Origin of the sequence: Photorhabdus khanii NC19 (assembly GCF_000517265.1) — a bacterium.
GTDB lineage: Bacteria > Pseudomonadota > Gammaproteobacteria > Enterobacterales > Enterobacteriaceae > Photorhabdus > Photorhabdus khanii.
On sequence record NZ_AYSJ01000017.1, the window covers coordinates 333,445 to 346,602 of the forward strand.

Consider the following 13,158-nt stretch of genomic DNA (forward strand, 5'->3'; position numbering starts at 1 on the left):
CCTATTGCCGGGCGTGATGCCCGGCAAAGCCGTCGATACCAATTTCGTATACGCACGGTTGCAGTTCTACCGTAATAGTATCCATAGTGTTCCCCATTAATTGATATATATAATCTGAATAGAGGGAAAGCGCATTTTTCACTGAATTTAGAACGTGTGGTACTCAAATTTACTACAGCCTAGTGCAGCAAGTGTGGATTGAGTTGCACTTTGTTGGGACAACTCGCTGTTTTTTCCCTCAACTAATACGGCTCTTTCGATAGCCAGACAATCACCACCAGAAATATTCATCAGGATCAGGGCAGCTTGCAATGGGGGTAAGCTTGGATTAAATGCGGCATTTTCTGCATAGCGCCCAGGATAGATTTTTCCATCTTTTCCCAGCAGTGCTATACCACTGTATGAATTGCTGTATGGAGCATGGCTTCGGTTTGCTGCGTCCAGTGCGGTCAGTACAAGTTCATCAGTGGTTTCTAGTTTATAACCATGATTAATTGGATCCATCAACAGGGTTGTGATACCCAGATCGTTTGGACCAAAGGAGCCTGGCAAATAGTCACCTAATGTTGAAGGCTCTTGTTTTGGCAAGAGGATCTCTAATTGTGTGCCACTATTAAGTTCATTCATAAACTGGCGGCAGTGACCGCATGGAGAGTAATTAACCGTGATAGATACCAGTTTTTTCTCACCGCGTAACCAGGCGTGAGTAATAGCACATTGTTCAGCATGAACTGTTTGCTGTAATGGCACATTGGTAAATTCCATGTTGGCCCCAAAATAGAGATTTCCGCTTTCACCACGGGCAATTGCACCGACATTAAAATGTGATATCGGAGCCAGGGAACATGCCGCTGCGAGTGGCAACAGGGCGATAGCCAACGTATTATCGTCGAAGCCACAGGTTTTCTTGACAGATTTAGCTTGTGCAGCCGTAAGCATGGCAGGGAAGTTGTCGTTTCCTGCATAGGGCAAAAGTGCATCTTGTAGCTTAGATGGCAATTGTGCCCAGATAGAGCGAAAGCGAGCTTGCATAGAATGATCTCCAAATTAACTTAAGATCATTCTAGACGCTCTGATCAGATTTATAATGTGATATATATCACATAAATAATGAAAATTATGTAATTGAAGTTGTTAATTGAGAGATTTATGTCAAATTTTTCAACTGGTAATTAGCCAAATAGATATAGCAGCACTGGGAATATAAAAGGGGCAGTCAGTGAAGTAATGATACCGCAGGTCATCAGTGCTAATGAACTGTATGCTCCTTCAACAAAGTTGACTTCTGTACAACGGGCGGTGCCTAAAGCATGTGATGCTGTTCCCATTGCCAAACCGCGGGATGCTTTGGTTTTCACTTGTAAGAGATCGAACAGGTTATGACCAAATATTGCCCCAAGAATGCCGACAAAAATGACGCAAGCGGCACTGATTGCCGGAATACCGCCGATAGCATCTGCGACTGCCATTGCTATTGGTGTAGTGACTGATTTAGGCAGTATTGAGGCAGCCATTTCAGGTGTTGCGCCCGTCCATAATGCAATAGCAGTACCTGTAACCATAGCGACAATACTGCCGATAAAACAGATACTGATAATGGACTTCCATTGGGCGCGGATCTGGTGCAACTGTTCATATAAAGGAAATGCCAGCGCAACCACGGCGGGCTGAAGCAGATCATTAAGAATTCGGCTGCCGGCGAAATAGTGTTCATAAGGGGTATTGGTTATTAACAATATTGGAATCAGTACAGCGATAGAAACCAATAAGGGATTCAGAATAGGAATTTTGAATTTTAGTGAAAGTTTTCTTGCGGCGTAGAATACAATCAATGTTAATGGCAGTGACCACCAAATGTGACTTAACATATTTATTTCTTTTGTTTTTCTTGTTCAGTCTTAACTTCTGATACAGAGCCGATAATTGGACGTGCGCGGTGAACATAATGGGAACTGTAAGCAACAATAATCATAACAATTGCGGTGCTGATCAGGCATGAAAGGACAATCGGTAGTATCTGTTGGCTGAGTTGATCGTAATAATTCATAACGCCTACACCGATAGGCAGAAACAGCAGGGTCATATTTCTCAGTAATAGACTGCAACCTGGTTTTGCCCAGTGGGCAGGGATCAATTGGAAAGCCAATAAGACGAACAGTATCAACATACCGATAATACTGCCGGGAACTGCGATGGGTAACAGAGCAGAGATGGCATTGCCTGCCAACAAGCACAGATAAATCAGTACAAATGCTCGCAGGTACTGCCAACCTATAATCAGTACTTCACGAAACGACATAACAAAATTCCTTATTCCAATGAGGAATTCATCATACAATTAACCTTGGGAATGTGCTATAGATCACATTCAAAAAAAGCGGGGACCATTGCTGATCCCCGCTTGCAAGATATATTTATAATAGATTGATTGTTATTTAACCTGCATACCCGGTTGTGCGCCACTATCAGGACTGAGTAGGAAGATATCTTTTCCGCCAGGCCCAGCAGCCATTACCATTCCTTCAGAAATGCCGAAGCGCATTTTACGCGGAGCCAGGTTAGCAACCATGATAGTTAAACGGCCTTCCAGTGCTTTTGGATCGGGATAGCTGGAGCGGATACCGGAAAATACCTGGCGGGTTTCGCCACCAAGATCCAGAGTCAGTTTCAGCAGTTTATCTGAGCCTTCTACAGAATCAGCCTGTTTGATAAGGGCGACGCGCATATCAACTTTGGCGAAATCATCAAAAGTGATCATATCCTGAATCGGATCTTCTGCCAGTGGGCCGCTGACTTTTTGTGGTGCGCTGATGCTTTCTTTAGACGCAGTAACCATCGCATTGACTTTATCCATATCAATGCGGTTAAACAGGGCCTTAAAGGTGGAAACCTGATGATCCAGCAGAGGCTGTTCAATACCATTCCAGGTCAGTTCTGTATTCAGGAAAGCTTCTGCGCGTTCTGCCAGACTGGGTAAAACGGGTTTCAGGAAAGTCATCAGAACGCGGAACAGGTTGATGCCCATTGAACAGATAGCTTGCAGATCTGCATCGCGGCCTTCTTCTTTTGCCACAACCCATGGAGCCTGCTCATCCACATAACGGTTTGCCAAATCAGCCAATGCCATGATTTCACGGATTGCTTTACTGAATTCGCGGTTGTTGAACTCTTCTTCAATCACTTTCGTGCCATCAATAAATTTCTGGTAAAGCGCCGGATCAGCCAGTTTATCCGCCAGCTTGCCACTAAAGCGTTTATTGATGAAACCCGCGTTACGGGAGGCCAGGTTAACAACTTTATTAACGATATCGCTGTTAACACGCTGAACAAAATCTTCCAGATTCAGGTCGATATCATCAATACGGGAAGAGAGTTTGGCCGCATAGTAATAACGCAGGCAGTCTGCATCCAGATGATCCAGATAAGTGCTGGCCTTGATAAAGGTACCACGGGATTTGGACATTTTCGTGCCGTTGACGGTGACGTAGCCGTGAACAAACAGATTTGTTGGTTTGCGGTAACCGCTGCCTTCCAGCATGGCCGGCCAGAATAGGCTGTGGAAATAGACAATGTCTTTACCAATAAAGTGATAAAGATCGGCGGTGGAATCTTTTGCCCAGAACTCATCAAAGCTCAGATTTCCGCGTTTGTCACACAGGTTTTGGAAAGAACCCATATAGCCAATAGGCGCATCCAACCAGACATAGAAATATTTGCCCGGTGCATCAGGAATTTCAAAACCAAAGTAGGGGGCATCACGGGTGATATCCCACTGCTGTAAGCCGGATTCAAACCATTCCTGCATCTTGTTAGCAACCTGTTCTTGTAATGCACCGGAACGGGTCCATGCTTGTAACATGTCACTGAATACAGGTAAATCGAAGAAAAAGTGCTCGGATTCACGCATTTCTGGCGTTGCACCGGAGACAACAGAGCGTGGGTTAGTCAGTTCTGTTGGGCTGTAAGTTGAACCGCACACTTCACAGTTATCGCCATACTGATCTTCTGCCTTGCATTTCGGGCAGGAGCCTTTTACAAAGCGGTCAGGTAGAAACATCCCTTTCTCAGGATCGTATAACTGAGAAATAGTGCGGTTCTTAATGTAGCCGTTCTTTTTCAGCTCCAAATAGATTTCAGTTGATAATTCCTGGTTCTCTCTGCTGTGCGTAGAGTGATAGTTATCATAGCCGATTGAAAAGCCAGTAAAATCCTGATGATGCTCCTGGTTCACGGCGGCGATCATCTCTTCGGGAGCAATACCCATTTGCTGTGCTTTCAGCATGATTGGTGTTCCGTGAGCGTCATCGGCGCAGATAAAGTGAACCTCTTTGCCGCGCATTCGCTGAAAACGGACCCAAATATCTGCCTGGATATGTTCCAGCATGTGACCAAGATGGATTGGACCGTTAGCATATGGCAACGCACACGTCACCAATAATTTTTTTGCGACTTGAGACATAGTAAGGATCTGACTTCCAATAAATGAAAAGGGAGTTTGATGTTACCTGATCAAAAAAATTGTCGCTAGGGTAACTCTTGATCTTCGCGGGTTTTGTTGGATAAAAATTGAATCAGTGATTGAGAAGTGGGTTTTTGTTGCTGACCTTATCCGAACTCATTGGGTTCTGTTATGATGAAAAGATGGCTTTTATAGTTAATCATGATAATCAAAGGAGCCGGGATGAGCGCAAAATCCCCCGAGCAGACCAATCCTGACCTGCTGAAATCTCAGGTAACAAAAATACTTGCTACTTTTACACACCCGACACTAGAACACGATCTGACAGTTCTGAAAGCCCTGCATCACTGTACGATGCTTGATGATGTTCTGCACATTGAATTGATCATGCCGTTTGTCTGGCGGCGTGGTTTTGAAACTCTGAAAGAGGCGACAACGCAAAAATTGCAGTCAGTGACCGGCGCAAAATCTGTTGCGTGGAAATTGAACCATGATATCAGCACATTACGCCGCGCTAACGATTTGTCGGGAATTAATGGTGTTCGTAATATTTTGGCTGTCAGCTCAGGTAAAGGTGGCGTGGGTAAATCCAGCACCGCGGTAAACCTGGCGTTGGCGTTGGTTCAGGAAGGGGCAAAAGTGGGTATTCTGGATGCGGATATCTACGGTCCTTCTGTTCCGAGTATGTTGGGAACTGCCAAAGAACGCCCAACTTCCCCGGATGGTCAGCATATGGCGCCTATTATGACTCATGGCCTTGCCACTAACTCCATTGGTTATCTGGTGACAGATGACAATGCAATGGTATGGCGTGGCCCGATGGCCAGTAAGGCATTGATGCAGATGTTACAGGATACATTATGGCCGGATCTTGATTATCTGGTTATCGATATGCCACCGGGGACCGGTGATATTCAGCTGACGTTGTCACAAAACATCCCGGTCACGGGGGCGCTGGTGGTGACAACGCCTCAAGATATCGCCTTAATTGATGCGATGAAAGGCATTGTCATGTTCCAAAAAGTGAAAGTTCCTGTACTGGGTATCGTTGAAAACATGAGTGCACATATTTGCGGCAACTGTGGTCACCTGGAGCCTATTTTTGGTACTGGCGGGGCGGAAAAACTGGCCGCTAAATATCATTGCAAACTGTTGGGACAAATTCCTCTGCATATTTCGTTACGTGAAGATCTTGACCGTGGAGAGCCAACCGTTATCAGCAATCCTGATAGTGAATTCACGGATATTTACCGGGAAATTGCCGCGAATATTTCTGCGCAGATGTACTGGCAGGGTGAGAAGATACCGACGGAGATTTCGTTCCGCGCTGTTTAATATCCATATTCGATGAGTAGTAACGGGTTATGATATTTTTATAACCCGTTTTTTGCGTATCGAAGAAAGAATTCTTTTCAGATTCATCTCTGTTGCATGGTTTTTATGCGAAACGCTTCGAAAAAAATGAGACTTAATCTTGTTTACACTGGAACAGATATCATTAACTCCCTATAATCTTGCCCGACTTAGCACTCTTAGGTGCTTTGTTCCCCATTTTTTCTAGAATCAGGTTAATCTCTATTATGGCTGACGAAGCACATCAGTGCACAATTGTAGGAATTTCCGGTGCATCTGCCTCAGGTAAAAGTCTCATTGCGAATACACTTTACCGTGAATTACGCGCTCAGGTTGGTGATCACAACATCGGTATTATCCCAGAAGATTGTTACTATAAAGACCAAAGCGATCTATCAATGGAAGAGCGTTATAAGACCAATTATGACCACCCAAGTTCCATGGATCACAATCTGCTCTTTTCTCATCTGCAAGATCTGAAAGCCGGTAAATCGATTGAATTACCACAGTATGATTATGCCGCTCATACCCGCAAGTCAGAAGCGATTTATTTTGCGCCGAAAAGAGTTATTATTCTGGAAGGTATTCTGCTATTGACGGATAAGCGCTTGCGCCAGGAGATGGACTTCTCTATTTTCATTGATACACCGTTGGATATTTGTCTTATGCGTCGTATTAAACGGGATGTTAATGACCGAGGACGTTCTCTGGATTCTGTTATTGAGCAATATCATAAAACTGTACGTCCAATGTTTCTGCAATTTATTGAGCCATCAAAACAATATGCAGATATTATTGTGCCACGCGGGGGTAAAAACCGCGTAGCGATTGATGTGCTGAAAGCCAAAATTGGTCAGTTCTGCGAATAATAAAACTTTGCTTGTCAGGCATTGATAAGCATCATCGTATTTGAGAGGGAAAATAGTGCGACTCTGTGACCGTGACATTATTAAATGGCTTGATGAAGGTAAATTGGTCATTTCTCCACGTCCGCCGATTGAACGAATTAACGGGGCAACGGCTGATGTGCGCCTTGGAAATCAGTTTCGTGTTTTCCGTGGTCATACTGCCGCGTATATTGATTTGAGTGGCCCAAAAGATGAAGTCAGTGCTGCTCTTGATCGTGTGATGAGCGATGAAATTATCCTGCCTGACGATGAGGTTTTTTTCCTCCACCCTGGAGAGTTGGCACTGGCTGTCACTCTGGAATCCGTCACGTTGCCTGATGATTTGGTGGGCTGGCTTGACGGACGCTCTTCTCTTGCCCGTCTTGGATTGATGGTGCATGTGACGGCGCACCGCATCGATCCGGGCTGGCATGGTCAGATTGTTCTCGAATTCTATAATTCTGGTAAATTGCCTCTGGCGTTGCGTCCGGGTATGGTGATCGGTGCTTTGAGTTTTGAACCGTTATCTGGCCCGGCTGATCGTCCATATAATCGTCGTCAAGATGCAAAATATAAAAATCAGCAAGGTGCGGTGAGTAGCCGTATTGATGAAGATTAATGTTTTTATCGGCTACTGAGTCGCATTTACCGCTTTAATAAAGCTGAGGAAGTCATGAAAAGATTACTGACGGCACTGGTTATTTTACTGGTCGTGATTATTACCGGTTTAGCGGCATTAGTCATGTTAGTGAACCCGAATGACTTTCGTGCTTATATGGTTAAGCAGGTGCAAAAAAAGAGTGGCTATCAGCTTGTTCTGCAAGACGGTATGCGTTGGCATGTTTGGCCAAAACTCAGCATTATTACCGGGCGTATGTCATTGACTGCACCGGGAGCGGCGCAACCGGCAGTGACGGCAGAAAATATGCGCCTGGATGTGGAGTTGTGGCCACTTCTTTCTCATCAGCTTGCAGTTAAAGAGGTGATGTTAAAGGGGGCGGTGTTGCGATTAACCCCGGAAAGCAAAGTTCAGGAAAAAGAGAATGCCCCTGTTGCACCGAAAGGGAATACAGCAAATCCTGTCGCCAAAGGGGAACGCTGGAAACTTGATATTGCCAGAATTAAAGTCGCTGACAGTTTACTTATCTGGCAAAGAGATGATCACGCTCAGTTGAATGTCCGCGATATTAATCTGCTAATGAAACGGGGGGATCAAAACCATATCAGTGTGGAATTGAGCAGTAAGGTCAGTAAGAATCAGCAAGAACTGGCTTTTAATCTTAATGCAAATGTAGACATTTCGGGTTATCCATATCGTGTTGCCGGTAATATTGATGCTTTCGATTATCAGCTTCAGGGGGTAGGTATACCCACGGGAGGGATTAGTGGTTCGGGAAAAGTGAATGCTGTTTATCGGGAAAAAACGACAGATGAACCACAAACAATCTCTCTACAGGCTCTGAGTTTCACGGCTAATGAGAGTGAGCTGCATGGCAGTATAAAGGCAATATTAGGTGCTCACCCTGATTATCAGATAAATTTATCTTCCCAAAAATTGAATTTAGATAATCTGGTGGGATGGGATTTGCTTCCTGAAGATAGTTCAGAAGCTAAACGCCATTACCGGATAGAGAATAGTTCAGCTAAACCGGTGATTGCGGTTTCGAGCTCAGTGCAGCCTGATTACAGCGCTGCATTTCTGAATGATTTTAATGCCAGTGTTACTGTTAATGCGAACAAATTTATTTATCGGGGAATGGAGATCGATGACCTGATATTCAAAGCAGCGAGTAATGATGGTATTGCCGAAATTTCTGTTCTGAGTGGGAAATTATTTGGCGGTCATTTCTCTATTCCAACCATTCTGGATGCAACAGGTAATCAACTTAAATTACATATCAAGCCCTTACTGCAAGATATAGAACTGGAACCAATACTCAAAGCATTTTCTTTACCACAGGCATTTAGTGGTAAATTCAATCTGAATGGCGATCTTTCTGGTAAAGGATATGATGGTTATGCTATTGCGCATATTTGGCATGGTGATCTTAATTTCAGTTTAGTTAATGCCAAAATGCATGGATTGAATATCTCCCAATTGATCCAGCAATCCGTTGCCCGTGCAACGAATAAAGTGAATATCCCTGATGATATGGGTAACTTTACCCGTGCCAAAAGGCTTGATATTAAAGCAGTACTTAATCGGGGTGATGTAAAAATCAGTCAGCTTCATGCCGTATCCGAGCTGTTAAATATTGACGGTCAGGGTGAGGCCAACCTGCTTAAACAAGATGTTGATGTCGCTTTAAAAGTGCAGGTAACTCAAGGATGGGATGCAGATGATGAATGGGTGCGCCGTTTGAGCAAACTGAAAGTACCGCTGCGGCTTTATGGTAGTTGGAGCAATCTGAAATACAACCTTGATATTGAGCAATTGCTGCGTAATGAGCTGGAGAATAAAGCAAAACAGATCATCAATGATTGGGGTATCCGTAATAGTAACAACAAAGAACATCAGTAGATTAGAAACTTACCTGATGTGCCAGCCCGGTGCAGCCTTAATTAGCTGACCGGGGCTTTATCTTGTTTCCAGAGGGAAATAAGCACTCAGTGATCAACACCGCACTGAGTTATTCTTTATTCTCTTCTTCTGAAACCAATGGCGTAATTTTTACCTTATTAATTCGGTGACTAGTGACTTCCAGTGGTTCAAATAGATAATTATCAATCTGCAATTGTTCACCTTGCTGTGGAATATGTTGTGAATGTTCCATCAATAAACCTGCTAAGGTTTGATATTCACGCTTCTCATCCAGTTGCAAAGGAACATAAAGGATCAAATCATCCAGCGGCATATAACCATTGGCAATCCAGCAGCCATTTTCAGTCGCTTGAATGTCATGACGGGCATCAGTTTCTTCGCCATCTACCGGCAGATTACCCGCGATAGTTTCCATGACATCGGTCAGAGTAACAACACCTTCCACAGAACCAAATTCATCGACGACAAATGCGAAGTGAGTCTGCGCCTGGCGGAACTGCTCCAATGCCTGAAGCAGTGAGAGCTGCTCAGGGAAAATCAACGGTTGTTTTATCAACGAATGCAAATCAAAAGGCTGTTGGTTGAGTTGTTGATTCAGTAAATCAATAACATGGACAACACCTAATGGTTCGTCACTGATATTTTCATCTGTCACGACAATACGTGTGTGAGGGCTTTTACTCAGTATTTGCGTCAGATTTTCTGCCGGTGCATTGATATCAAGGTATTCCACGTCGTGGCGTGAGGTCATGATACTGTTGACGTTACGCTGCGCCATGCCCAGAACTCTGGCAATCATTTGGCGTTCTTGTGGATCAAACACTTCCTGATTATCAGAAATTAGATTAGATGTATGGTTATCCAATTCTGCCTTTTCATGTTTGCCACTGAGGATACGCAAAACGGCCTCCGCTGTTCTTTCACGCAGTGATCGGGAAGCAGTAAGAAATCTGCGGCGGTTAAACTGAGCGAATTGATTCAGGGATTCAATCATAATTGAGAAGCCGATAGCGGCGTACAAGTAACCTTTTGGTATGTGATAACCAAAACCTTCGGCGACCAGACTGAAACCGATCATCAGCAAGAAGCTCAGACAGAGAATAACGATGGTTGGATGAGCATTGACGAAGGTTGTTAATGGCTTACTTGCCAGTATCATCAGGAACATCGCGATGGTTACTGCTGCGATCATGATACCGATGTTATCAACTATACCGACAGCAGTAATCACTGAGTCCAGAGAGAAGACGGCATCAAGGACAATTATCTGTGCGACAACTGTCCAAAATTTAGACGTTTTGCGTTGTTGCCCTGAGTGTGCATCCTTGCCTTCCAGTCGCTCGTTTAGCTCCATCGTCGCTTTGAATAATAAGAAAAGGCCACCTACCAACATAATCAAGTCACGGGCACTGAATGGATGTTCCCAGAGCGTAATTAATGGATTAGTTAACGTTATCAGCCAGGAGAGACTAAAAAGCAACACGACACGCATCAGTAGTGCACAAGTCAACCCTGTGATACGCGCTTTGTCTCTTAGTTTTTCAGGAAGTTTATCTGCCAGAATGGCAATAAAGACCAGATTGTCGATTCCGAGGACAATTTCTAGAACGATAAGAGTAACCAGTCCAGCCCATATCGTCGGATCTGCGATCCATTCCATACAGTTTGTTTTACCTTTTAATATGACGGCTCATGCCGAATAATGAATAATGGGCATTGACTCATCAAATTTCAATAGTTGATTTTTCATCTGAGGAAGTTTTTTTTAAAAAATAAGTTATGGCGGTATTGATAGCAGCAATAACTATCCACTGAGCCTAATCCTGAGTTAACATGTGATCACATTAACAAATTGCATACTAATGATAATTAGTGTGCAAGTATTATCATCAGACAGGAGTTATTCATGTCCAAGCAGCAGATTGGTGTTGTCGGTATGGCGGTGATGGGGCGTAACCTGGCACTGAATATTGAAAGCCGTGGTTATTCCGTATCTATATTTAATCGTTCAAGTGATAAAACTGACGAAGTGATTGCCGAAAATCCAGGGAAAAAATTAGTCCCAAGCTACACTATCGAAGAATTTGTCGATTCACTGGAAAAACCGCGCCGTATTCTGCTTATGGTTAAGGCTGGCGAAGCAACCGATAAAACTATCGCTTCACTGACTCCGCATCTGGATAAAGGTGACATTTTGATTGATGGTGGTAATACCTATTTTCAGGATACTATCCGCCGTAACCGGGAGCTTTCTGCTCAAGGCTTTAATTTTATCGGTACAGGCGTTTCCGGTGGTGAAGAGGGTGCATTGAAGGGGCCATCGATCATGCCGGGTGGTCAGAAAGAGGCGTATGAGTTGGTTGCGCCAATTCTGCAAGAGATCGCGGCTAAAGCTGAAGGTGAACCTTGTGTGGCATATATTGGCCCAGATGGTGCCGGTCATTATGTGAAAATGGTTCACAACGGGATTGAATACGGTGACATGCAGCTTATTGCTGAAGCCTATTCCTTACTGAAAAACGCCTTGAATCTGGGCAATGAAGAGCTATCCGAGATTTTCACTGATTGGAATAATGGTGAACTGAGTAGCTATTTGATTGAAATCACGGCTGATATTTTCCGTAAGAAAGATGAAGCAGGTCAATATTTGGTTGATGTGATTTTGGACGAAGCAGCAAACAAAGGGACCGGTAAGTGGACCAGCCAGAGCTCTCTCGATTTGGGTATTCCATTGACACTGATCACTGAATCTGTATTTGCACGTTATCTCTCTTCTCTGAAAGATCAGCGAGTTGCCGCCGCTAAAGTTTTGAGTGGGCCGCAAGCACAGCCATTTAAAGGTGATAAAGTTGAATTTGTTGAGAAAGTGCGCCGTGCACTTTATTTGGGTAAAATTGTTTCATATGCTCAGGGCTTTCAGCAATTAAAAGCGGTATCTGATGAATATCAATGGAACCTGAATTACGGTGAGATTGCTGGAATTTTCCGCGCCGGTTGCATCATTCGCGCTCAATTTCTGCAAAAAATTACTGATGCGTATAACGAAAATGCAGATATTGCTAACCTGTTACTGGCACCTTACTTCAAGAAAATTGCTGATGAATATCAGCAGGCGTTGCGTGATGTCGTCTCTTATGGTGTGCAGAATGGTATCCCAACACCGACTTTTTCCGCGGCTATTTCTTATTACGACAGTTATCGTTCGGCTGTATTACCCGCTAACTTGATTCAGGCACAACGTGACTACTTCGGTGCTCATACTTATAAGCGTACTGATAAAGAGGGTGTTTTCCATACTGAGTGGATGGAGTAGATCCTGTTATTTCCGCTTGACCAGGAGAGTGAAGTGCTTGTATCAGGTATGATGTAGTTAGCTTTCGCGATAATTCTGGAATGCGCCGTTGCGGTTTTTTAACTGGTGTGCCGCAACGGCGTGGCTCTAATAATGTGAAAATCAAAACGGTTATTTCCTGCATGAACCAGTTTCAGATTCTTAGGAAAATTGAGACCTTCATCAGTGATCGCAACGCCATGTGCATCATAAGAAAAATAGAATGATCCGTTGCCAATATATTCTCTGGTGTTGGTGTTTCTTACGTATATTGAAGTGACTATCTCTTTCTGCATAAGTAGTTCATCAACGACAGCATAATTATCATCAGTTATCGTGTTAACCTCGACTTTTTCCTGCTTTTCTCCGTTAAATATCTTAACGGTCATAGAAAATTTTACATCTGATGTCATTTTTTCTACTCATCTTGGTGTTTTGAGTAAATATTATCGAATTATTTTACATTAATAATATTACGAAAATACCTATAAATAGATATATGGCAGTAGAATGGTTGGATTTGTTGATAATTCATAAGAGAATCGTTAGATAAATATTTTTCTGAATGGAAATAGAGTTCTTAATT

At 43.6% G+C, this 13,158-nt stretch carries 11 protein-coding genes; 5 read left to right on the plus strand and 6 right to left on the minus strand.

Going from position 1 to position 13,158, the window contains the following annotated elements; genetic code table 11:
* Window positions 1–147 precede the first annotated feature (147 nt).
* The 4 genes from cdd to metG all read right to left on the minus strand — a co-directional run bounded on the left by cdd (window position 148) and on the right by metG (window position 4,459).
* Window positions 148–1,032, minus strand: coding sequence for a cytidine deaminase (gene cdd, locus PTE_RS22245; RefSeq protein ID WP_036850846.1), 885 nt, complete (start codon window positions 1,030–1,032; stop codon window positions 148–150).
* A 140-nt stretch (window positions 1,033–1,172) separates the two neighbouring features.
* Window positions 1,173–1,868, minus strand: a complete 696-nt coding sequence (locus tag PTE_RS22250; protein WP_036850847.1) for a CidB/LrgB family autolysis modulator — start codon at window positions 1,866–1,868, stop codon at window positions 1,173–1,175.
* Between the two features lie 2 nt (window positions 1,869–1,870).
* The gene (locus PTE_RS22255) at window positions 1,871–2,299 is read right to left on the minus strand and encodes a CidA/LrgA family protein (protein ID WP_036850849.1); all 429 of its coding nucleotides are present in this window, start codon (window positions 2,297–2,299) and stop codon (window positions 1,871–1,873) included.
* Between the two features lie 132 nt (window positions 2,300–2,431).
* The gene (gene metG, locus PTE_RS22260) at window positions 2,432–4,459 is read right to left on the minus strand and encodes a methionine--tRNA ligase (protein ID WP_036850850.1); all 2,028 of its coding nucleotides are present in this window, start codon (window positions 4,457–4,459) and stop codon (window positions 2,432–2,434) included.
* A 222-nt stretch (window positions 4,460–4,681) separates the two neighbouring features.
* Between metG and apbC the strand changes: the two genes are divergently transcribed.
* The 4 genes from apbC (at window position 4,682) to asmA (ending at window position 9,220) form a co-directional block, all read left to right on the plus strand.
* Window positions 4,682–5,794: an iron-sulfur cluster carrier protein ApbC gene (gene apbC / locus PTE_RS22265; RefSeq protein ID WP_036850853.1), complete on the plus strand. Its 1,113-nt coding sequence runs from the start codon at window positions 4,682–4,684 to the stop codon at window positions 5,792–5,794.
* A 245-nt stretch (window positions 5,795–6,039) separates the two neighbouring features.
* A complete protein-coding gene (gene udk / locus PTE_RS22270) occupies window positions 6,040–6,681 on the plus strand; it encodes a uridine kinase (RefSeq protein ID WP_036850856.1) in 642 nt (213 codons plus the stop codon).
* Window positions 6,682–6,736: 55 nt separating this feature from the next.
* On the plus strand, window positions 6,737–7,318 hold the full coding sequence (dcd, locus tag PTE_RS22275) for a dCTP deaminase (RefSeq protein WP_036850859.1): 582 nt from the start codon (window positions 6,737–6,739) through the stop codon (window positions 7,316–7,318).
* 54 nt (window positions 7,319–7,372) lie between these two features.
* Window positions 7,373–9,220 carry an outer membrane assembly protein AsmA gene (asmA, locus tag PTE_RS22280; protein WP_036850861.1) on the plus strand — a complete coding sequence of 616 codons (1,848 nt, stop codon included), beginning with the start codon at window positions 7,373–7,375 and terminating at the stop codon, window positions 9,218–9,220.
* 109 nt (window positions 9,221–9,329) lie between these two features.
* Here asmA and PTE_RS22285 read toward each other — a convergent pair whose 3' ends face one another.
* Window positions 9,330–10,901, minus strand: coding sequence for a TerC family protein (locus PTE_RS22285; RefSeq protein ID WP_036850863.1), 1,572 nt, complete (start codon window positions 10,899–10,901; stop codon window positions 9,330–9,332).
* Between the two features lie 246 nt (window positions 10,902–11,147).
* Between PTE_RS22285 and gndA the strand changes: the two genes are divergently transcribed.
* Complete coding sequence (gene gndA, locus PTE_RS22290; protein ID WP_036850866.1) at window positions 11,148–12,554, plus strand: NADP-dependent phosphogluconate dehydrogenase; 1,407 nt, start codon at window positions 11,148–11,150, stop codon at window positions 12,552–12,554.
* 98 nt (window positions 12,555–12,652) lie between these two features.
* On the opposite strand, the gene PTE_RS22295 is transcribed toward gndA, so the two are convergent.
* Complete coding sequence (locus PTE_RS22295; protein WP_051477516.1) at window positions 12,653–12,985, minus strand: hypothetical protein; 333 nt, start codon at window positions 12,983–12,985, stop codon at window positions 12,653–12,655.
* Window positions 12,986–13,158: the final 173 nt, after the last annotated feature.

Excerpts from the sequence above, each read along its gene's own strand:
- cdd (WP_036850846.1), bottom strand. The coding sequence starts at position 1,032 with ATGCAAGCTCGCTTTCGCTCTATCTGGGCACAATTGCCATCTAAGCTA.
- PTE_RS22250 (WP_036850847.1), bottom strand. The coding sequence starts at position 1,868 with ATGTTAAGTCACATTTGGTGGTCACTGCCATTAACATTGATTGTATTC.
- PTE_RS22255 (WP_036850849.1), bottom strand. The coding sequence starts at position 2,299 with ATGTCGTTTCGTGAAGTACTGATTATAGGTTGGCAGTACCTGCGAGCA.
- metG (WP_036850850.1), bottom strand. The coding sequence starts at position 4,459 with ATGTCTCAAGTCGCAAAAAAATTATTGGTGACGTGTGCGTTGCCATAT.
- apbC (WP_036850853.1), top strand. The coding sequence starts at position 4,682 with ATGAGCGCAAAATCCCCCGAGCAGACCAATCCTGACCTGCTGAAATCT.
- udk (WP_036850856.1), top strand. The coding sequence starts at position 6,040 with ATGGCTGACGAAGCACATCAGTGCACAATTGTAGGAATTTCCGGTGCA.
- asmA (WP_036850861.1), top strand. The coding sequence starts at position 7,373 with ATGAAAAGATTACTGACGGCACTGGTTATTTTACTGGTCGTGATTATT.
- PTE_RS22285 (WP_036850863.1), bottom strand. The coding sequence starts at position 10,901 with ATGGAATGGATCGCAGATCCGACGATATGGGCTGGACTGGTTACTCTT.
- gndA (WP_036850866.1), top strand. The coding sequence starts at position 11,148 with ATGTCCAAGCAGCAGATTGGTGTTGTCGGTATGGCGGTGATGGGGCGT.
- PTE_RS22295 (WP_051477516.1), bottom strand. The coding sequence starts at position 12,985 with ATGACATCAGATGTAAAATTTTCTATGACCGTTAAGATATTTAACGGA.